Source organism: Micromonospora sp. NPDC023737 (assembly GCF_040639715.1).
Taxonomy (GTDB): Bacteria; Actinomycetota; Actinomycetes; order Mycobacteriales; family Micromonosporaceae; genus Micromonospora.
Genome location: NZ_JBFAAL010000011.1, coordinates 192,543 through 212,016 on the forward strand (window position 1 = coordinate 192,543; position 19,474 = coordinate 212,016).

General features: G+C 72.3%; 19 protein-coding genes and 1 pseudogene. 8 read left to right on the forward strand and 12 right to left on the reverse strand.

The window, feature by feature from the left end; genetic code table 11:
- Nucleotides 1-14: 14 nt before the first annotated feature.
- The 4 genes and pseudogenes from AB0F98_RS22745 to AB0F98_RS22760 form a co-directional block, all read right to left on the reverse strand.
- Complete coding sequence (locus AB0F98_RS22745) at nucleotides 15-1,556, reverse strand: hypothetical protein (protein WP_357738353.1); 1,542 nt, start codon at nucleotides 1,554-1,556, stop codon at nucleotides 15-17.
- A gap of 129 nt (nucleotides 1,557-1,685) precedes the next feature.
- A pseudogene (locus AB0F98_RS22750) lies at nucleotides 1,686-2,804 on the reverse strand (glycine betaine ABC transporter substrate-binding protein).
- 165 nt (nucleotides 2,805-2,969) lie between these two features.
- On the reverse strand, nucleotides 2,970-3,692 hold the full coding sequence (locus AB0F98_RS22755) for an ABC transporter permease (RefSeq protein WP_357738355.1): 723 nt from the start codon (nucleotides 3,690-3,692) through the stop codon (nucleotides 2,970-2,972).
- The gene (locus tag AB0F98_RS22760; protein WP_357738357.1) at nucleotides 3,689-4,375 is read right to left on the reverse strand and encodes an ABC transporter permease; all 687 of its coding nucleotides are present in this window, start codon (nucleotides 4,373-4,375) and stop codon (nucleotides 3,689-3,691) included. Before AB0F98_RS22760 ends, AB0F98_RS22755 begins: the two co-directional genes overlap by 4 nt.
- 2 nt (nucleotides 4,376-4,377) lie before the next feature.
- Between AB0F98_RS22760 and AB0F98_RS22765 the strand changes: the two genes are divergently transcribed.
- Nucleotides 4,378-5,394, forward strand: coding sequence for an ATP-binding cassette domain-containing protein (locus AB0F98_RS22765; RefSeq protein WP_357738360.1), 1,017 nt, complete (start codon nucleotides 4,378-4,380; stop codon nucleotides 5,392-5,394).
- 58 nt (nucleotides 5,395-5,452) lie between these two features.
- Here the strand turns inward: AB0F98_RS22765 and AB0F98_RS22770 are convergent, their stop codons facing one another.
- The 7 genes from AB0F98_RS22770 to folP all read right to left on the reverse strand — a co-directional run bounded on the left by AB0F98_RS22770 (nucleotide 5,453) and on the right by folP (nucleotide 10,015).
- Entirely contained in the window at nucleotides 5,453-5,953 is a 501-nt protein-coding gene (locus AB0F98_RS22770) for a hypothetical protein (protein ID WP_357738363.1), read from the reverse strand.
- A gap of 37 nt (nucleotides 5,954-5,990) precedes the next feature.
- Nucleotides 5,991-6,299, reverse strand: a complete 309-nt coding sequence (locus AB0F98_RS22775; RefSeq protein WP_350784248.1) for a hypothetical protein — start codon at nucleotides 6,297-6,299, stop codon at nucleotides 5,991-5,993.
- Between the two features lie 54 nt (nucleotides 6,300-6,353).
- Nucleotides 6,354-7,559: an ABC transporter permease gene (locus AB0F98_RS22780; protein ID WP_357738366.1), complete on the reverse strand. Its 1,206-nt coding sequence runs from the start codon at nucleotides 7,557-7,559 to the stop codon at nucleotides 6,354-6,356.
- Nucleotides 7,560-7,691: 132 nt separating this feature from the next.
- The gene (locus AB0F98_RS22785) at nucleotides 7,692-8,219 is read right to left on the reverse strand and encodes a DUF3180 domain-containing protein (protein WP_357738369.1); all 528 of its coding nucleotides are present in this window, start codon (nucleotides 8,217-8,219) and stop codon (nucleotides 7,692-7,694) included.
- 19 nt (nucleotides 8,220-8,238) lie between these two features.
- On the reverse strand, nucleotides 8,239-8,766 hold the full coding sequence (gene folK, locus AB0F98_RS22790) for a 2-amino-4-hydroxy-6-hydroxymethyldihydropteridine diphosphokinase (RefSeq protein ID WP_357738372.1): 528 nt from the start codon (nucleotides 8,764-8,766) through the stop codon (nucleotides 8,239-8,241).
- A complete protein-coding gene (folB, locus tag AB0F98_RS22795) occupies nucleotides 8,763-9,128 on the reverse strand; it encodes a dihydroneopterin aldolase (protein WP_357738375.1) in 366 nt (121 codons plus the stop codon). The genes folK and folB overlap by 4 nt, the downstream gene beginning before the upstream one ends.
- Nucleotides 9,125-10,015 (reverse strand): dihydropteroate synthase, encoded by an 891-nt coding sequence (gene folP / locus AB0F98_RS22800; RefSeq protein ID WP_357738378.1) that lies wholly within the window; start codon nucleotides 10,013-10,015, stop codon nucleotides 9,125-9,127. The genes folB and folP overlap by 4 nt, the downstream gene beginning before the upstream one ends.
- Nucleotides 10,016-10,370: 355 nt before the next feature.
- On the opposite strand from folP, the gene AB0F98_RS22805 reads away from it, so the two are divergent.
- From AB0F98_RS22805 to AB0F98_RS22835, 7 genes are read left to right on the forward strand one after another with little or no spacing between them, the layout of a single operon-like run.
- Entirely contained in the window at nucleotides 10,371-10,685 is a 315-nt protein-coding gene (locus tag AB0F98_RS22805; RefSeq protein ID WP_076467126.1) for a hypothetical protein, read from the forward strand.
- Between the two features lie 12 nt (nucleotides 10,686-10,697).
- Complete coding sequence (locus AB0F98_RS22810; RefSeq protein WP_076467128.1) at nucleotides 10,698-11,060, forward strand: hypothetical protein; 363 nt, start codon at nucleotides 10,698-10,700, stop codon at nucleotides 11,058-11,060.
- A gap of 49 nt (nucleotides 11,061-11,109) precedes the next feature.
- Nucleotides 11,110-14,481, forward strand: coding sequence for an ATP-binding protein (locus AB0F98_RS22815; protein ID WP_357738383.1), 3,372 nt, complete (start codon nucleotides 11,110-11,112; stop codon nucleotides 14,479-14,481).
- Nucleotide 14,482: 1 nt separating this feature from the next.
- The gene (locus tag AB0F98_RS22820; RefSeq protein ID WP_357738386.1) at nucleotides 14,483-16,420 is read left to right on the forward strand and encodes an MFS transporter; all 1,938 of its coding nucleotides are present in this window, start codon (nucleotides 14,483-14,485) and stop codon (nucleotides 16,418-16,420) included.
- A 6-nt stretch (nucleotides 16,421-16,426) separates the two neighbouring features.
- Entirely contained in the window at nucleotides 16,427-16,975 is a 549-nt protein-coding gene (locus tag AB0F98_RS22825; protein WP_357738389.1) for a hypothetical protein, read from the forward strand.
- Complete coding sequence (locus tag AB0F98_RS22830; protein WP_357738392.1) at nucleotides 16,972-18,153, forward strand: M23 family metallopeptidase; 1,182 nt, start codon at nucleotides 16,972-16,974, stop codon at nucleotides 18,151-18,153. Before AB0F98_RS22825 ends, AB0F98_RS22830 begins: the two co-directional genes overlap by 4 nt.
- A gap of 13 nt (nucleotides 18,154-18,166) precedes the next feature.
- The gene (locus AB0F98_RS22835; RefSeq protein ID WP_357738395.1) at nucleotides 18,167-18,766 is read left to right on the forward strand and encodes a hypothetical protein; all 600 of its coding nucleotides are present in this window, start codon (nucleotides 18,167-18,169) and stop codon (nucleotides 18,764-18,766) included.
- Nucleotides 18,767-18,770: 4 nt separating this feature from the next.
- On the opposite strand, the gene AB0F98_RS22840 is transcribed toward AB0F98_RS22835, so the two are convergent.
- Nucleotides 18,771-19,328: a hypothetical protein gene (locus AB0F98_RS22840; protein WP_357738441.1), complete on the reverse strand. Its 558-nt coding sequence runs from the start codon at nucleotides 19,326-19,328 to the stop codon at nucleotides 18,771-18,773.
- Nucleotides 19,329-19,474: the final 146 nt, after the last annotated feature.

The window sequence follows — 19,474 nt, forward strand, 5'->3', positions numbered from 1 at the left end:
CCGGGCGGCGGCGTTCAGCGCCAGCGGGAACCGCCAGCACGAGGTCCGTCGTCGCGAGGCGGGTAGTCGTAGGCGTCCTCGTCGACCCGCGCGCGGCGGCCCACCCGCTCCGGCTCGGCGTCGACCAGCCCGCGCTGGCGCGGCGGGCGCCACTCGTCGGGCACGGGCACCCCGCCGGCGGGCAGCGCCCGCTCCTCCGGCTCACCCCAGCCGCCCCGCCGGCCCTCGTCGTACCCGCGGCGCGGCTCGTCCCGGCGGACCGCCGCCCAGCGGTCGGCGACCCGGTACTCACTGCCGGTCGCGTCCGCGTGCACCTCGGCCCGCCGCTCGCCCATCCGCACCTCCCGGCCCCGGTCGTCGTCCCGGACCGCCGCCCAGCGGTCACCGGCACGCAACTGCGACCAGTACTGTCCGGTGTCGTCGACCTGCGCCGGCCGGTCCGGTTCCGCCCGGTCCCACTGGTCGTCCGGGGCCGACCAGCCCCGCTCGTCCCGCCGGCTGTCGCGACCACGGTCGTCGCGCGGATCGTCCCAACCGGTCTCGCCGCGCGGACCGCCCGCACCTGCCCACGGGCGCTCGTCATCGGGCCGGGAGCGCTCGTCCTGACCGCCGTACCCGGACCACTGCCGCTCCTGCGGGCTGCGCTCCTCGGGGGCGCCCCACTGTCGCTCGTCGGCCGGCGGCGACCAGCCGCCCGAGTACCCGCCGCCGTAACGCCCACCGGGCGACTCCGCCGGGCCACCGTCCACGATCGTGTGCCGGGTGGTCACGTGCACCGTCTCGGTGTGCCGGACCACACCCATCTGCCGGGGCTCCGGCCGGCCGTCCTGCTCACCCGGGCGGGGCCCCGCTCCGTAGACGCCGGCCGCGGCAGCACCCGTACGCTCCCCGCCGTACCCGGCCGATCCTGCGCGCTCCCCGGCGGAGCCGGCGCGTGCGCCGTACGTTCCGGGGGCCGGCCACTCCGGCTCGGGGTCCGGACGGTCGGTGCCGTGCCGGCCCGACGCCGAACGGGGAGCCGGCTCCTCGTCGTCCGCCCAGCGGGACCGGCTCTCCTCCCGGGACGCCCGAGCCCGACCGGCCGGCACATCCTCCTCCGGCTCGGCGACCGGCACCCGCGCCCGGCCTGACCCGACCGGCTCTTCGGCACCGGCGACAGCGGCACCGCCGACAGCGGCACCGGCGAGGGCGGCACCGGTGGCTTCGAGCCTCCGGTGCACCGCGGCCACCGCCTCCTGCGCCCGCTGGGCCTGGTCGAGGGCCTGGTTGCCACGCTGCGCGGCGGCGACGATCTCGCCACGCAACTCACGGCGGAGCTGGTCCATCTCGTCGAAGACTTCCGCCAGGCGGTCCTGACCGCTCTCACCGTCGGATCGGAGCGCGATCGACAGGCCGATCAGCACCACGGCCACGATCGCGAGCACCGCCGCGAAACGCAGCGGCCCGTTACCGTCGGCGACCAGCAGAATCAGCGCCGCCACCGGCGCCAATCCCACGCCGATCCAGAACAGGGTCGTCAGGAGCGAACGGCTGCGCAGGGCTTCGGGGGCCGGCATGGCTGTGCAGCCTACCGAGAGTCGGCTTCAGGTGGGAACGGACCCGGGAGGGCGCCGGTCACCGCGGAGGGCCCCGGAAAAGGGCCGGCCCGACCGGCCGAAGCCGATCGGGCCGGCCCGATGGACAGGTCAGCTGGTGGCCAACGCCGCATCCGAGGAGAGGACGAGGCCCACGCTGGCGCTGCCGGTCTTCAGGGCGTTCTTGGTCTGCGGACCACCGGCGTCCAGCGAGCTGAAGGAGCCCGCGTGGAAGTTGTAGACCTGGACCAGGCCGGCCTGGCAGGTGACCCGCTGCGGGCACTCCGGCGGCCCGGCCAGCACCGTCGCCTGACCGGAGCACTTGCTGGCCAGCTCGGAGAGGGTACGGACGCCGTACTTGTCGGAGAACGCCTTGGTGACCGCGAAGGCGTTCTGGTCCTGGGCCGCCGACGGCTTGCCGAAGGTGATGCCCACCTTGTCGCCGGCCGCTCGCAGCGCGGTCACTGTCTTGTCGAGGTCCGGCGAGGCGACCGGCTTGGCGCCCGAGCCGTTGGCCTTGGTGTTGAGGAACTCGGCCATGCTCGCGGCGTACTCCGGGACGACCTGGATCTCGCCCTTCTCCAGGGCGGGCTCGTAGAGCTCCCGGCTGCCGATCTGCTGCACGCGGACCTGGTAGCCGGCGGCGGTGAGCGCGATCCGGTAGAGCTCGGCGAGCGTCTCGCTCTCGCTGAAGTTGGCGGCGCCGACCACGAGCTGGCCGCCCGGGCCCTTGGCGATACCCGCGGTGAGGTTGTTCGCCGAGGCGAACTCCTCCGCCGCCGTCTTCGGGGTCTTGCGGTCGACGTCGACCGCCTTGTTGAGCTGGACGAGCTTCGGCGTGTCCAGCGCGCCCGAGACCTTGTCGAGCGCGGCGAACAGCTGCGGGTTCGCCGCGTCGGCGTTCACGGCCGGGATGACGTTGTCGCTGTTCTGCTGCTTCTTGTCATCGGCGAGGACCATCAGCTGGTCACCCGCGACGGGGGCGCAGCCCGCCCCGCTCGCCTCCTGCTTGGGCGCGTCGGTGCCGGACGAACCGGCGCCACCGCAGCCGGTCAAGAGCCCGGCCGCGGTGAGAACCGCGGCCGCGCCGACGGCCAGTCGAATATGTGCGTGCATGTACTGCCCGCCTTCCGTGTCCCGGCGCGACCCTTCCGGGCCGGCCGCGTGTCCGACGGGCGATCGTTCGGATGCCCGCGAGTCCACCCAACATCCTCCGGCCGGGTACGACAACCGGACGGGACCTTCGTCACCTGATCGTCACCGGGTCGGCCGGCACCGGGCGGTCAGCGGCGTGAGCCGCGCCACAGGATTCAGGTCGGGCGCCGCCGCGGCCGCGAGCACGGGCTCGCCCCCGGCACGGTGCCGCTTCGTCCGCCTCCGTCAGGTGCGGGCGGGTCAGCCGCCGGCCACCGCGTCGGCGGCGCGGCGGTTCGCGCCGCGGCGGGCGCCGCGCAACGGACGCGGCGTGACGGCCCGCTCGACCAGGGCCAACACGAGTTCCACCACGATGGCGAGCACGGCCACCAGCACACCCCCGGCGAGGATCTGGCCGCCACCGGCCGCGATATCCAGCCCGAACCCGGCCCGGATGATCTGGCCCAGTCCGCCGCCGTTGACGAACGAGGCGAGCGCCGCGGTGGCCACCACCTGCACGGCGGCGGTACGGAACCCGGCCGCCAGGTACGGCACGGCGAGCGGCAACTCCACCCGGCGCAGCACCTGCCAGCCGGAGAGACCCATGCCGCGCGCGGCGTCCCGCGCCTCCGGATCGGCCTGCCGCACTCCTGTGTACGCGTTGGCCAGCAGCGGCGGCAGAGCGAAGACCGCCAACGCGACGATCACCGACGGCCGACCGAACCCGAGGAAGGTCAGCGGAAGGATGGTGAGCAGGGCGAGCGTGGGGATGGCGAGGGTCACGTTGGCCACCAGCACCACCAGGCCGCCGGCGCGTCCGGTGTGACCGAGCCAGAGCCCGATCGGCCAGGCCACCAGGCAGCCCAGCGCGACGGCGGCGGCCGAGAGGACGAGGTGCTCGCCGAGCCGGTCCAGCACGCCGCCCGGGTTGGTCCAGTTCAGCGGGTCGTTGAGCCAGACGATCGCCTGCTCGATGACACTCATGACGATCTCCGGGTGAGCCACGGGGTGAGCAGCCGGCCGAGCCCGGCGAGGATCAGGTCCAGCACCAGGGCGAGGAGGACGCAGAGCAGCGTCCCGGCCATGATCTGTGCCTTGTAGAAGTTGTTCTGGAAACCGGCGAAGATCACCTGTCCGAGCCCGCCGCGACCCACGACCACGCCGACGGTGACCAGCGCCACGGTCGAGACGGTGGCCAGCCGGAGACCGGTGAGGATCCCCGGCAGGGCGAGCGGCAACTCGATCCGGAACAGCCGCCCCCACCTGCCGTAGCCCATGCCTTCGGCCGCCTCACGGACCTCGGGCGGCACCTGGGTCAACCCGGCGACCGTGTTACGCACGATCACGAGCAGGGCGTACAGCACCACCACGGTGAGTACCGTTACCGTGCCGATGCCCAGGTAGGGCGCGATGAACGCGAACAGCGCCAGGGACGGGATCGTGTAGAGCACCCCGGTGAAGGCGAGGATCGGGCCGGAGAGGGGACGGAACCAGTACGCCACCACCGCCAGCGGTACGGCGATCAAGGCGGCGATCAGCACCGCGCGGGCGGTCAGCGAGGCGTGGTCGCGCAGCGCGGCGACGAGCGTGTCAGAGTTGTCCCGCAGGTACTGCCAGGAGAACCAGGGATTGCCCGGGTCGGCCCGGTAGCTCAGGCGGAAGGACATACGTGGACGTTACCCCGGAGACCTCCGGCGCCGGCGGGCGCGCGACCGTCAGCGACCAGCGCGCGGCGTCGATCACGTTGGAGGGCGTCCGCAAACGCTACCCGGACGGGACCGAAGCCGTACGCGGGCTGAGCCTCGAGGTCGGTGCCGGCGAACTGGTGGTGCTCATCGGTCCGTCCGGCAGCGGCAAGTCGACAGTGCTGCGGATGATCAACCGGATGATCGAGCCCACCGGCGGCCGGACCCTCCTCGGCGACGAGGACGTCACCCGGGTCGACCCGGTGCGGCTGCGCCGCCGGATCGGCTACGTCATCCAGAACGTCGGGCTCTTCCCGCACCAGACGGTACGGGCGAACGTCGCGACCGTACCGAAGCTGCTCGGCTGGCCCCGAGACCAGATCCGGAGCCGGGTCGACGAGCTGCTGGAGCTGATCGGCCTCGACCCGGGGACGTTCGGGGGCCGGTACCCGCACGAGCTCTCCGGCGGGCAGCGGCAGCGGGTCGGGGTGGCCAGGGCGCTCGCCGCCGACCCGGTGGTGCTGCTCATGGACGAGCCGTTCTCCGCCGTCGACCCGATCACGCGGACCCGGCTGCAGGAGGAGTTCCTCCGGCTGCAGGCCGAGGTGCGCAAGACGATCGTGCTGGTCACCCACGACCTCGACGAAGCGGTGCGGCTCGGCGACCGGATCGCGGTGCTCTCCGAGGGCGGCCACCTGGAGCAGTACGACTCGCCGGCAGCGCTGCTCGGCACCCCCGCCACCCCGTTCGTCCGCGAGTTCGTCGGCGCCGACCGGGGCATCCGCCGGCTGGTGGTCACGCCGCTGCGTAGGGAGGCGCTGGAGCCGGTACCCACCGACGCGGCACCCGACGCGCCGGCCGTGCCACTGGACGGCTCGGCGTACGACGCGCTCGCGGCGCTGCTCACCTCGGCGGCGGAGCGGGTGCTGGTCACCGACGCGGGACGCGCCGTCGGCTCGCTGGACCGCCGACGCCTGCTCGACCTGGCCCGCCCGGAGTGAGGCACGGCCCCTCCGGCCGCCGCCCGATCGGCCCCCGGGCCCGGCCCGGGGGCGGTCGTCAGGCGCGGCCGCCCAGGCTGGCCGTGCCGATGATCCAACCGGTGAGGAAGCCGTAACCGGCTCCCGCCGAGGCGGCCTGCAACGCGCCGAGCATCGACGCGCCCGGCCCGAGGAACACCGCGAACAGGCCGGCGAGACCGCCGGCCAGCACGAACGCCGCCCAGCCGGAGAAGAACTGGCTGAAACCGCCGGGTACCCGGGCCACCTGCGAGGCCGGCAGCACGTAGAGCAGAGCCGCCGCGAGGATCACCAGCAGGATCGCCCGCAGGTCCGCGGCGAGCACCCCGCCGGCCTGATCCCCGGCGTCGATCCGCCAGGCCGGCCAGGCGAGCACTCGCAGATACCAGCCGGCTGCCGAGTTCGGATCGGTGTGACTCCCGGCCCAGCCGACGTACGCCGGGCTGCCGGCGACGGCGACGAGCACGAGCACGGCGAGCGCGCCGGTGCCGGCCGCCGTGCCGTACCGGCTCAGCGCGCCGGTCCGGTTGGTGAGCGCCATGATGCTGTCCGTTCCCGGCCTGCGTGTACCGCTCCCGTCAGTGCTTCATCAGGTAGTCGATGAAGGCGGCCCGCAGCAGCGGCTCCGACTCCTCGTAGCCGTGACCCATCAGCTGACGCAGGAGCGCGGCGGCCTCGTCGACGGTCGGCCCGACGGAGTTCAGGGCGCCGTCGAGCACGGTGGCCTCGTCCGCGTTCGGCAGGTGACGCAGCACCGACCAGAAGAAGCCGACATCGAGCCGCTCCCGGGCGCGCGCGAACGACCGCTCCCGCAGTTCCTCGGTGGGGAGTGCGTCCAGTTCCTCGAAGGAGTGACCGCCGGTGGGGGTGGCTGGTGTCTCGCTCATGCCGCCGAGCCTAACCGCCGAGATCACCTCCGGCTCGTCGGACGTGGCCCCAGCTCACCGGGCGTCGTCCCACCGCCGGGTTTCGCTCTCCCAGTGCGGCGACCGCCACGGGTCCATCGGCGAGTCCGTGGCGGGCGTCGGCAGGGCCGGCGGCCAGTTCTCCACCGGGCCGGGCACCGTCCAACCCGAGCTGATCGTGCCGTCGCCGCCCGGCTCCGGCGTCTCCACGGTGGCCGATCCAGGGCGGCCGTAACGCTCGATCAGCCGGGTGACCAGCAGCCCCACGCCCAGTGCCACCCCGCCGGCCGCCCACCGGCTCACCGTCCAGCCATGCGTCTCGGCGTACGCGAGGAACGCCGACACCAGACCGACCGCGAGGACGGTGCCGAAGATCCCGCCGCGACGACCGTACGCGCTGGTGCCGGCGAGCAGTGCCACGCCGACGGCGAGCACCGTCCAGTCCAGGCCGGTGGCGGGGACCACCGGTGCGGCGTCGTTGGCCACGACGAGCACCCCGGCCAGCATGGCGAGCAGGGTCGAGCCGATCAACGCGCTCGCGGTGACGAACGCGGCGGCCACCCCACGACGACGTGCCGGATCGGCCACCGGGCGGAACCGGCCGACGAGCCGACGGACCGCCCGGATCGCCCCGAAGAAGCCACCAAGGATGGCCACCGCCGCGAACCCGGCGACGAAGTAGTACGCATGACGACGCGGGTCGTACTCGCCCTGCACGAACACCGGCGTCGAGCGGCGCTCGATGTACACGATCACGCCAGCCGCCGCGGCGAGGCTCGCCGCCCAGCCCGGCACGTGCAGCACCACCACGGCCAGCGCGATCAGCAGACCGCCGACCGCGGCGACCACGGCGGCCGGGGCCACGGCGGCCACCAGGCCCCTGTCGCTCTGCTCGGCGAAGTGCAGTCCGGCGGCGACCGCGACCGGCCCGATGGCGAGGTTCACCGCGGCGGTACGCAGGCTCAGCCCGGCGGCGAGGACGAGCAGCCCGAGGGCGGCCACGTCGACCAGCAGCGACTTCAGCGCCGCACCGCGCAGGACGGCCGGATCCTCGCGCCAGAGCAGCCAGGCGCAGGCAGCCAACGCGATCAACAGCACGATCTCCCAGCCGACGTGAACGCCGACACGGTCCCGGCCGGGCTCACCGTGGAACGGGTCGTCGAAGACGTTGTCCAGCACGGCGGCGGGCACTCCGGACGAGGGCTCGACTGACGCGTCCCGGCCCGGTTCGTCGTACCCCATGACGCCGCCTTCCCTGGCCGGTCGTCCTGGTCCGACGCTCGGGCGGACCGGCGGCGGCCGTTGCTGTCCGGTCGGAGGCACCGTACCCGCGCGGCGAGTCGCACGTAACCCCCCGACCACAGCGGAGACGGGTCAGCGCTGGCCGGGACGACTCTCCCGGTCGTCGGGCTCCCGCTCGTCCTCGGGGCGTTCCGGCACCCGGCAGGAGCGCTCCAGCCACAGTGCGGCGGCCACCAGGGCGAGCGAGGCGACCAGCCCGCCGGCCGCGGGCGCCCGGTCCTCGGCCGCGGCGCGGGTGGACTCGACGAAGAGCCAGGCGGTCAGCCCCGCGTAGAAGCCGGCGAAGATGGCGCCCGCCAGCGACGACGCCTTGGCCAGCACCACGAACCGGGCGACCATCAGCGCGTTGACCGGTTCCCGGCCCGGCCGGCGCTCGATGCGACCCCGGGTGTTGATCGCGGCGTACCCCTCCAGCACGGCGAGCACGGCGAGCGTGACCACCGGCAGCCAGGGCAGCCGAGGTAGGCCGTTGTAGTAGAAGGTGCTGATCAGTAACCAGGCCGCCGCGGCGGCGGCCAGACCGGCCACCACGAGGGTGGAGATCCGGGTCGGGCCCATCCGCCCGGGGCCGCCCGGCGGCGGGGACTGCGGCTGCGTCATGCCGACCGGCTCCGCTGGGTCATGCCGTCGACTCTAACGCCAGATCCGGGCGCGGGCGCAGTTCCAGCGCGTCGGCGGCGGCCTCGCCGGTGTTCAGCAGGTCGGCGAGCGGACCGTGACCGGGCAGTCGGCCGTGCGGCTCGAGGTCGAGCCACGGCCGCAGCACGAACGCCCGCAGGTGGGCGCGGGGGTGCGGCAGCGTCAGCTCGGGGTCGTCGCCGAGAACCGGTTCGCCGTCGTCGCCCCAGACCGCGATGACGTCGACGTCGAGGGTGCGCGGGCCGAAACGCCGCTGCGGGTCACGAACGCGCCCGGCCGCGCGCTCCGCGGCGCGGGCCCGCTCCAGCCAGTCGTACGGGCCCGCGGTCGGGTCCTCGGCGAGCAGCACCGCGTTGAAGTACGTCGGCTGGTCCGGGTCCCCCCACGGTGGAGTCTCGTACACCCCGGAGACCAGGCGGACCGCGTCGCCGAACGCGGCGACCGCCGAGCGCAGGTGGACGAGTCGGTCACCGAGGTTGCTGCCGAGGGAGAGGATCGCGCGGGTCACCGCACGCTCCCGCGGGTCATGGTGACGGCGACGTCGGTGAACACGTGCGGCACGGGCGCCTCCGGCTTGTGCACCGTCACGGTCGCACTGCCCACGCGAGGATCGGCCAGGCACACGTCGAGCAGCCGGTCGGCGAGCGTCTCGATCAGGTCGACCGGGTCGCCGGTCACGACGGCGACCAGTCGATCGGCGAGTTCGCCGTAGTGGACGGTGTCCGCGACGTCGTCCGAGCGCGCGGCCGGGCCGAGATCGAGTTCGAGCACCACGTCGACGACGAAGTCCTGCCCCTGTTCGCGCTCGAAGTCGTACACCCCGTGCCGGCCGCGTGCCCGCAGACCGGTCAGCGTGATCCGGTCGCTCACCGGCCGCCCTCCCCTTCGGCGGCGGACCCGGTCGCCGCGGCGACCGGAGTGACCAGGCGCGGGCTGCCGGTGGCCCGCCAGACGGCGAGCGCGTCCACGGTGGCGCGTACGTCGTGCACGCGTACGCCCCAGGCGCCGGCCGCCACGGCGAGCACGCTGGTGGCGACGGTGGCCGCCTCGCGGTCGCCGGGCGGGCGCGGGGTGCCGTCCGGACCGGCGAGCAGCCGGCCCAGGTAGGACTTGCGGCTGGCGCCGAAGAGCAACGGGTAGCCGAGGTCGAGCAGCTCGGGCAGGCGCGCGCTGAGCCGCCAGTTGTGTTCGGCAGTCTTGGCGAAGCCGAGCCCCGGGTCGACGATGATCCGGTCGGCGGCGACCCCCGCCCGCAGCGCCGCGTCGATCCGCTGGGCCAGCTCGGCCCGGACATCGGCGACCACGTCGGTGTAGTCGGCCAGCTCACGCATGCCCCGCGAGTGCCCGCGCCAGTGCATCAGCACCCACGGGCAGCCTGCGTCCCGGACCACCCGGGCCATGTCCGGGTCGGCCAACCCGCCGGAGACGTCGTTGACCACTGTCGCGCCGGCGGTCAGGGCCGCCTCGGCGACGCGGGCCCGGGTGGTGTCGATGCTGACCGGCACGCCCGCCGCGGCCAGCTCGCGGATGACGGGCAGCACCCGCGCGGCCTCGGTGTCCGCGTCGATCCGGTCGGCGCCCGGCCGGGTGGACTCGCCGCCCACGTCGATCAGGTACGCCCCGTCGGCGTGCAGTCGGACGCCATGTCCGACGGCGGCGTCGAGGTCGGCGTACCGTCCGCCGTCGGAGAAGGAGTCGGGCGTGACGTTGAGGACGCCCATCACAACGGGGGCCGGGGCCCGCACCAGATCGGTCACGACTAGACCGTACCGGTCGTCGGCCGGGCCTCCGGCGGCCCGGGGCAGCCTCACACGGCAGCCCTGACATGCGCATTGAAACAGATGTACGATCGGTCGTCCAGGTGGTATCGGGCAGCCTCTTCGCGGCTTGTCGCATTCCGGGGCGGCCCGTACGCTGTGGAATTGCCCAGCATCGAGATGGCGAAGCGTGGAGGGAGGGCCGAAGCGGGACCAAATCGCCCAAAACTCGCCACCCTCCGTGGTGAGTAACGAACGCAAGGCAACTTGGCTGCGCTCGAAAAGGACATTTGCCCTCGCAGGCTTTCCAACTGCACCGCTGCGGCGCCGCCGGCCGCGTTTTGGGGAGGTTTCAGTGATCGCCATCGAGCTCATGGAGCAGGCGTCGTCCGGCGTCGCCCACGCGCTCTCCGCCTTGGCGTCGACTCCACTCGCCGAGCCGGCACCGAAGGGCATCGACACCAACGGGGTCGTCACCTTCTTCGCCAGCAAGATCGCGCCGATCCTGCTCGCCGTCCTCGGCGTGATCTTCATCGGACGGGCCAGCCGCGGCGAGATATCCAAGGTGCTGACCAGTTCCGCCATCGCGATCGTCGGCCTGGCCTTCATCGCCGGGGCGGCGACACTCTTCTTCGTCGGCGACTACCTGATCGACCTGATCTTCGAATAGGGCGCGCTCGACATGCGGCTGCGCACCGACGACGACATCTACCGGGCACGCCTGGTCTACCTCGGGCCGCCCGGCTACACCCTTCCCGTCCACCTCCCGTACGCCCAGTACGGACTCTTCATGCTGCTCGTCCCCCTCTACATGTTCATCCACTGGCTGTTCACGTTGCAGGTCGAGCTCTTCCCCGCCTGGGAGATCGCGCTCGCCATCGTGAGCACGTCATTCGTCTTCCGGCACGTCGACCCGGACCGACCCGCGCGAGTGGTGATCCGCACCGCGCTCACGGACTGGCGACGCACCCGGGAGCCCGCCGCCGAACAGCGCGATCCTCGCCTGGTCGGCACCGGGATCAGGATCCGGGAGGAACTGGCATGACCGGGCGTACGCCGACGGGGCGGTCACACGATGCGGGTGAGGCGGTCGCATGAATCGCAATTCCACGCCGGGTTCCCCGGCCGGCCGTTCGGCCGCGCCGGGCGGTCACCGTGCGCGTTCGTTTGACTACCCAGAGACCGATGAGCTGGACGAGAACACCCCCGATCCGGCGCTGGCCACCACACCCGGTCACGGCGGGGTGGGCGTCTTCCAGGCCCCCCGCCCGGTGGCTCGAAGGGTTCCACCGAGCGACCCGGTGACCCGACGGGCCGCCCCGGCGGACCAGCCGCCGCGTCGGGTTCCAACCGCGACCGGCGCGGAGAACGCCGACATCGACTCCCCCTTCCTCGACCTCTTCGGCGCTCCACGCCCCGGCACCGCCCGTCCGCTGACGCCGTCGCTACGGCCCGAGCGCGAGCACACCCCGATACCACCGCAACCGGCCGCGATCGAGCCGCCGCCGACGCCTCCGGTCGCGCCGTCGGCGCCCCGGTCGTCCGGCACAGGCCTGGAGCCCGGGCCGACCACGCAACCGACCCGGGCACGGAACGACGTTCCAGCCGGGGGCACGTCGGAGCAGGGCACACGCTCGCGAGTGCCGCACCAGGCCGGCGACCGGCTGCCGGTGCGGCGCCCGGCGGCCGATCCGGAGCCGGTGGCGCAGCAGGTGCCGCAGGCACCGCCCGTACCGCCCGCACCCCGGGCGGAGCCCACGCCCGAGCCCAGGCAGCCGGCGGAGCACCTCGCCGGGTCCGACACGCCGACGACGAACGGGCGTGCGGTCGCGCCGCCCCGGCAGCGTTCGCCCGAACGGCGGGACAAGCCGATCAAGCCGGTCCGGGTGAAGGCCCCGAAGATCAAGTTCGGGGACCGCGACCCCTCGGTCGAACTGGCGATCACCGAGATCGCAGGCCACCTCACCTTCACCCCGAACACCGTCACCGCCTGGTACTGGCTGCCCGAGGTCCGCTGGGCGTTCCGGCCGGACGCCGAGCGCGAGGCGCTGCTGGCCGCGATCGCCGAGCAGTACGCCGGCCTCGCCGGCTTCCGGCTGCATCTGCGCCGCACCACCCGGCCGTTCCCGGCCGACGAGTGGGCCCGGACCGTCGACACGCACACCGTCGCCCCGCTGCCCGACGTGCCCGGCACGCCGAGTTGGGCCGACCATCTCGTCGCGGCGCAGCGTCACCTGATGTCGGTGAACCACGCCGAGGGGCAGACGTACCTCGGGGTGACCTTCGCCCGCCGTTCCCTCGGTGACTCCCTTAGCGAGCGGTTGCTGCGCACCTTCGGCCGGGGCGTCGCCGAGGGCGAACGCCGCCGGTTGGGCCGGACGGTCGAGCAGTTCGACGAGGTGCTCGGCGCCTTCGGCATGCGCGGGCGACGGGTGACCGCACAGGAACTGGAGTGGCTGCTCTACCGCTCGGTGGCGCTCGGGATGTCGCCACCCGGGGCGCTCTCCCCGGTGACCAACGGGCGGTGGGAACGCGGTGACCTGCTTGCGCTCACCGAGCAGATCGAGCGCTACCGCACCCCGTACGGCTCGACGGTGAAGCTGGTCAACCGGATGACGGGCGAGGAACGGCACGTCGCGGTGCTGGCCGTGGGGCGGATGGAGCCGCTGGAGATCCCCGAGCGGCACGAACCCTGGCTGCACTTCCACGAGCGGCTGCCCTGGCCGATGGAGATCTCGACGCGGGTGGACATCCTCGGCTCGGGTGACTCGTTCCGCAACCTCGAGCACCGGCTCCGCATGATCCGCTCCCAGCAGCTCGACTACGCCGAGCACGGCATCGACGCACCGCCGGAGCTGGAGCGGCTGGCCAAACGGGCCCTCGTGATCGGCGACGAGATGACCACCGGCCTGCCGGTCGACTCGGCCCGGGCACACGGCTGGCACCGCATCGCGGTCGGCGGCCGGACCCGGGAGGAGTGCCTGGAGCGGGCGCGCCGGCTCATCCAGCTGTACTCCCGCGAGCTGCGCATCTCGCTGCAACATCCGAAGAACCAGGACTGGCTGGCCCGGGAGTTCATCCCCGGCGAGCCGATCGCCAACACCGGCTACGTACGCCGGATGCCGGTGTCGCTGCTCGCCGCCGCACTGCCGCAGGCCGCGTCCACCGTCGGCGACCGGCGCGGCGACCTGATCGGCCGCACCGCGGGCACCTGCCGGCGGCCGGTCTTCCTGGACCTGCACTACCCCATGGAGGTACGCGAGCGTTCCGGCCTCGCCGTCTTCGTGGCCGAGCCGGGCGGCGGCAAGTCGACCCTGCTCGGTGCGCTCGGCTACCTCGCCGCCCGGCGGGGCGTCCAGGTGACGCTGCTCGACCCGTCCGGCCCGCTCGCCCGGCTCTGTGCCATGCCGGAACTGGCCCCCTACTCCCGGGTGCTCAACCTGACCGGTTCCGAACACGGCACCCTCGCCCCGTACGCGCTGATCCCGACACCACGGCGCACCGAGTTCGGCACCGGCGCCGCCGGCGACCGGGAGTACGAGATCGCGGTCTCCAACGCCCGGGCCGAGCGGCGGATGCTCGTCCAGGACATCTGCATGATGCTGGTGCCGCCGCAGGTCGCCCGGGAGGCGTCGACCGCCACGCTGTTCCGGCACGCCGTACGCCAGGTGCCCGCCGAGGAGACGTCCACCCTGGACGACGTCGTGACCACGCTCAGCCAACTCGACGACGACACCGGCCGGGAACTCGCGAACCTCCTGCTGGACACCGCCGAGATGCCCCTGGCGATGCTCTTCTTCGGCCGCCCGCCGGAGGGGATGCTCGGTCCCGACGCCGCGCTCACGGTGATCACCATGGCCGGCCTCCGGCTGCCCGACCTCAAGATCGAGCGGGAGTACTGGTCGGCCGAGGAGGCGCTCGCCCTGCCGATGCTGCACACCGCGCACCGGCTCGCCGTACGCCGATGCTACGGCGGGTCGATGTCGTCCCGGAAGCTCGTCGGTCTGGACGAGGCGCACTTCATGGAGGGGTGGCGCTCCGGCCGATCCTTCCTGGTACGGCTCGCCCGGGACTCCCGCAAGTGGAACCTGGCCGCACTGGTCGCCTCCCAGAACCCGCGCGACATCCTCGGCCTCGACGTGCAGAACCTCGTCTCGACCGTCTTCGTCGGCCGGATCGCCGAGGACAATGAGATCGCCTCCGAGGCGCTCCGGCTGCTGCGGGTCCCCGTCAACGACGGCTACGAGGCCACGCTGGCCTCGCTCTCCACCGCTGAGGCCACGTCGGCCACCCGGCTGGGCTTCCGCGAGTTCGTCATGCGTGACGTCGACGGGCGGGTGCAGAAGGTCCGAGTGGACGTCTCGTACGTCGACGGGCTGCTGGAACACCTCGACACCACGCCCGCCGCGGTCGCCGCGGCGGCCGGAGTACTGCCGAGCATCCCCCTGCCAGATCTGGAGGCGTGACATGGCGAGGGCCCGAGCACGGATCACGGCATTCCTGCTCGCGCTCGGCCTGCTGGCCGGAGCCACCATCGCGTGGCCGTTGATCGGGGCGTCTCCGGCGTCCGCCGCCCCGGTGGCCGCGCAGGCGCAGGCCGACCTCTGCACCACCGAGGAATGGCAGGCCGACTTCCGCGCCTGCGTCAAGCAGCTCAACCAGGTCGCCGAAGCTGAAGCAACCTGCCGGAGGCCACCAACCCCCTCCGCACCCGACTCCGGCTTGGCCGGATGGTTCGCCTCGCGGCCGGATTCCTCGAAGCAGCCGGGCCCGAAGGGCTTCTACACCGACTACGGCTACGCCGGGTACAGCTACACGACCTACGACGTCGACGGCGGGTGCGCCTCCTCGGTGCTCCACCCGGACTACAAGTTCAGCAACACCGTCGCCAACGGTGAATTCATGATTGCGACGGCGATCGTGGGCGCATCCAACGCCCTGCGTGAGCGGGCCTGGGACCCGCGGTCGATGTGGAGCTGGGCCGACCCGCTGGTGGAGCAGGCGACCAAGGCCATCTACCAGAAGGTGTTCAGCGTCTTCGGGATCGTCACGTTGTGCGTGGTCGGGCTCTATCTGCTCTGGCGGTCGCGTCAGTCCGACATGAGCAACGCCATGACCACGGCGGGTTGGGCAGTGCTCGTGATGGTCGCGGTGACGGCACTGGCCGCCTGGCCCGTGAAGTCCGCCAACGTCGCCGACAACACACTGATCACCGGTCTCGGCGTGGTGCACGACGCCCTCGGCCCCGCCTCCAGGGACACGCCGCCGGACAAATGCGCTCTACCAAACCCGGACGCCTGCGTCGAGAAACGACCGCCAGCGGTCCGGGCCAGCGACACCGCGACCGAGGCCATGCTCTACCGAAATTGGCTGCGCGGCGTTCTGGGATCCGCCGACAGTGAGACCGCGAAGAAATACGGCCGGGCGCTTTACGATGCCAAGTCGCTGACCTGGGATGAAGCGGAGTCGATTCGAAGTAATCCTGCCACTCGCGATGTCGTCATCAAGGCCAAGGAACAGCAATGGATGACCGTTGCGGAACAAATCAAAACTGAAGACCCGGAGGCGTACGAATACCTCCAGGGAGTCCGGGACATGGACCGGGTGGGTGCCGGCTTCATCGCGGTGCTCGCGTCGCTGCTCTTCGCCATGTTCGACCTGACTGCATCGCTGCTGGTGCTGCTCGGCTTCCTGATCTTCCGGTGGGCCGTGATCGCCGCCCCGATCCTCGGCACGATCGGTCTGCTCAGACCGGCCAGCGCCGGCCTGCGCCGGCTCGGGAACGCGGTGGTGGCCGCCATCTTCAACATTCTCATCTTCGGCACCGGAGCGGCCGTCTACCTCTTCGCAGTGGACCTGATCATGAGCACGCCGAGCCTCCCCGGCTGGCTCCAGGTTGTGCTGGTCTGGCTCTGCGGCGTGGTCGGCTGGCTGCTGCTCCGCCCCTATCGCCGGATCACCCAACTCGGCGGCAAGGACAGCAGCGAGGCGGTCGGCTCGGCCGGTTCCTGGCACCGCCGCTTCTTCCGGGACATGCGCACCGCCGCACGGCTCGACGTGGCCGAGCCCGGCGGCACGGCCGAGCCCACCATGGGGCGACGGAAGGCGGTCGTCGCCGAGCAGACGCGGCTGCGGCCTGAGGCCCGACATGAGGACCCGGTTCACACCGCGCCGGACGGCACCGACCGGCAGCGCCCCGACGGCCGCGAACGGACCGAGGGCGCGCCGGCGGTCGAGGAGAGCCACACCGCCCGTCCGGCCGCGCCGCGACCCCGCGGCGGCCAGCCGGCCTGGACGGCGCCGGACGTGCCCGAGGAACGTCCCTCCTACGTCGTCTACCGTCCCGGCTCGGCGGAGAGTACGCCCGACCGCCCCGCGCCCCGGATCCGCACCGAGGCCAGGTGAGTGGCGATGCGGCGGGCGTTCGAATTCCTGGTCACCCGGGTGCTGCGGTCCCGGATCGGGATCGCACTCGCCCTCGCGGTGGTCGTGTTCGGCATCATCGGCGCGGCCCGGCTCTTCTCGGGGCCCATCGATCCTTCCCTCGGGCTCAGCAATCGGCCTACCGAGCCGATCACCACGGTGGACCCGAACGCGGGCGAGGACGGGGTGATCGGAAGCGAGGCTCCACCCGAACCGGTCACCCGACCGGGTGAGCGGACGCCGGAGCAGACGGCCGACCGCTTCGTGACGGCCTGGCTGGGCAAGCCGGGCAGCACCGCCGAACAGTGGCGCGAGGACCTTCGGCCCCTGTCGACGCCCGCGCTCACCGAGAAGTTGGCCGGCGCGGTGCCCCAGGAGGTGCGGGCCGAGCAGGTGACCGACGATGTCACCATCCGGCCGCGGACGGAAACCTTCGTCGAGGCGCTGGTGCCGATGGACACCGGTCGGCTCCGGCTGGAACTGGTCGCACCTGACGGGCAGTGGCTGGTCGACGCGGTGGACTGGGAGCAGGAATGAACGACAAGAAGGCGAACCCCCGTCGCCGTCTGCCGGTCCGCGCGCTGGCCGTTGCGCTCACCGTGGCGTTCGCCCTGCTGTGCTGCACCGGAGGAACGGCCGCCTTCTTCCTCAGCGAACTCGGCGGAGACTCCGCAGAGCAGATGACGCCGATGAGCGTCGAGTGCACCGGCGACTTCCAGGTCAACGTGAGCGGTAAGATGCCGCGTCTGGCCGACTACGGCGACCGCCAGCTCCGCAACGCGGCCCGGATCATCGGGACCGGGCAGAAGATGAAGGTGCCGCCGCGCGGCTGGGTCATCGCGGTCGCGACCGCCATGCAGGAGTCCCGTCTGCGGAACCTGGCGAACCGGACCGTCGGGGAATCGCAGGACCTCCCCAACGAGGGCGTCGGCGCGGACCACGACTCGGTCGGTCTCTTCCAGCAGCGATCCTCGTGGGGCACGGTACGGCAACGAATGACCCCGGAGTACGCGGCGAGGAAGTTCTACGAGAAGTTGCTCACCATCCAGGGCTGGGAACAGCTGCCACTCACCGTGGCCGCGCAGCGGGTGCAGGTGAGCGCGTTCCCCGACGCGTACGCCAAACACGAGACCGTGGCCGCCCAGATCGTCGACGCGCTCGCCGGAGGGGCGGCCCGTACGGCCTTGGTGTCGGGTCACGAAGTATGTGACGCAGCCTCCGGCAAGGAAATCGCAGCATCGGGTTGGACGGCCCCGATCGCCGGTTCGGTCGGCTCGGGCTTTCGGACCAACGAACGACCGGGGCACGACGGGGTCGACATAGCCGCGAAGAAGGGCACCGATATCCACGCCGCCGCGTCCGGCCGGGTACTGGTGGCCCGATGCGACCCCGACAACAGCGGCCGGCGGACCTGCAACGTGGACGGTTACCCCGGCAAGGGCGGATGCGGCTGGTTCGTCGACATCCTGCATCCCGACAAGCAGTCGGGTGGTTTCGTCACCCGCTACTGCCACATGGTGACCCGTCCGCGGGTCTATCCGGGCCAGCGCGTCGCCGCCGGCGAGGTCATCGGCGAGGTCGGCAGCAGCGGAAACTCCTCCGGCCCACACCTGCACTTCGAAGTCCACGAGGACGGCGACCGGAGCAGCCGGGCCGCAATCGACCCGGTGCCGTTCATGCGGTCGAGGGGCGCGCCTCTCACGGCGAAGAAGTGAAACCCTTGCCGGCATGAACGAACCAGTGCCCGACCCGTTCGCGGACCGCCCGGACTGGGCCCCGCGCCCACCACGCCCCGTCGAAATCGTGCCGGCAACCGCGCGGGTCGGGCTACGCGGCCGGCGGGTGCAGGTCGGTCTACCCGGGCTCGGCTGGCGCGGTGACCTGCGGGCGGACGACCGGGTGGTGCAGGGCAGCCGGACGTACGTGCCAGTCATCCCGGAGCACGAGTGGTACCGGGCCGAGACCGACCAGATCGAGGTCTTCGCGCCCCTGGTCCCGGTGGAACGGGTCTGGGTCGAGGCCATCGCTACGCAGGCCGACAGCCTGACCGGGCGCGACCCCGGCCTCCGCCTCGTCTCGCTCGACGGCCCGAGTCACCGGGCACCCATCCCGGTCGTCGACGCGGATTCGGTGGCCGGTCGTCGCGTGGTGCACGTCGTGGACTCGGCCGAGCACCGCGACCTACGTGCGGTCACTGAGACGTACTCGGGTGCCGACGGGGACATCTGCGTACGGGTCACGCCGGAAGCCGAGTGGTACCGCTGGGCCTGGCGCGGCCAAGCGCCCACCACCCTGGAAGTACCGGTGCACATGCTCTGGCTGGAGTAGGCCTTCAACTCGCACGTTCGGCCAAACAGACGCCCCAGCCGTCGCTCCGCCTCGTCGTGAACCGCCAATTCTGCCGGTCGCTCTGCGATATGCCGTCGACTACGGCGGAGATAATGAGTTCGACGTCAACCACGGCCTCATTGCCTGATTGTTGGACGGTCAGCGGCCCCCAGCGCACCGAAACCGTCGTTCCGAATCTCTTTTCACGAGAGACAAGGTCATCGCGAAGTGATCGCAGGCCGTCGAGGCTCGCACCGTCTTCACAAGTGAACTCTTGCGCCTTTACGTCGTTGCGATCCGTGAAGGAAGCCTGGATATAGCTGGCCACCACGACATCGGGGGCGCTGCGGTCCGGGGCGGTGGCGCGGTCGTACAGCACGTAGCCGGTGACGGCCCCGCCGAGGCAGAGCAGTGCGAGCACACCCGCGACGACAGTGAGGACGGTGCGGACTCGACGGGGCGGACGCTCCGGGGCCGGGGCCGCCGGAGCTGGTGGCAGCTGCTCGGAGGGGGGCCGCTGCGCCGGTACGCGGGATACCTGGGAACCGGCGGGGGGCTGCACTGATTCCACGTCCTGAGGCTATCGGTCGGAGGCCCCGTACCCAATGCCTCAATTTTCGGCGGATCGTGACGGACCGCTCGCCTTTGGTGAGATGACCGACGACACCTTCACACCGCCGCCCCGCCTCCCGAGGTAGGCGCACCACC

Excerpts from the sequence above, each read along its gene's own strand:
- AB0F98_RS22775 (WP_350784248.1), bottom strand. The coding sequence starts at position 6,299 with ATGAGCGAGACACCAGCCACCCCCACCGGCGGTCACTCCTTCGAGGAA.
- AB0F98_RS22835 (WP_357738395.1), top strand. The coding sequence starts at position 18,167 with ATGAACGAACCAGTGCCCGACCCGTTCGCGGACCGCCCGGACTGGGCC.
- AB0F98_RS22810 (WP_076467128.1), top strand. The coding sequence starts at position 10,698 with ATGCGGCTGCGCACCGACGACGACATCTACCGGGCACGCCTGGTCTAC.
- AB0F98_RS22785 (WP_357738369.1), bottom strand. The coding sequence starts at position 8,219 with ATGACGCAGCCGCAGTCCCCGCCGCCGGGCGGCCCCGGGCGGATGGGC.
- AB0F98_RS22830 (WP_357738392.1), top strand. The coding sequence starts at position 16,972 with ATGAACGACAAGAAGGCGAACCCCCGTCGCCGTCTGCCGGTCCGCGCG.
- AB0F98_RS22815 (WP_357738383.1), top strand. The coding sequence starts at position 11,110 with ATGAATCGCAATTCCACGCCGGGTTCCCCGGCCGGCCGTTCGGCCGCG.
- AB0F98_RS22825 (WP_357738389.1), top strand. The coding sequence starts at position 16,427 with ATGCGGCGGGCGTTCGAATTCCTGGTCACCCGGGTGCTGCGGTCCCGG.
- AB0F98_RS22760 (WP_357738357.1), bottom strand. The coding sequence starts at position 4,375 with ATGTCCTTCCGCCTGAGCTACCGGGCCGACCCGGGCAATCCCTGGTTC.
- AB0F98_RS22755 (WP_357738355.1), bottom strand. The coding sequence starts at position 3,692 with ATGAGTGTCATCGAGCAGGCGATCGTCTGGCTCAACGACCCGCTGAAC.
- AB0F98_RS22820 (WP_357738386.1), top strand. The coding sequence starts at position 14,483 with ATGGCGAGGGCCCGAGCACGGATCACGGCATTCCTGCTCGCGCTCGGC.
- AB0F98_RS22770 (WP_357738363.1), bottom strand. The coding sequence starts at position 5,953 with ATGGCGCTCACCAACCGGACCGGCGCGCTGAGCCGGTACGGCACGGCG.
- AB0F98_RS22745 (WP_357738353.1), bottom strand. The coding sequence starts at position 1,556 with ATGCCGGCCCCCGAAGCCCTGCGCAGCCGTTCGCTCCTGACGACCCTG.
- AB0F98_RS22780 (WP_357738366.1), bottom strand. The coding sequence starts at position 7,559 with ATGGGGTACGACGAACCGGGCCGGGACGCGTCAGTCGAGCCCTCGTCC.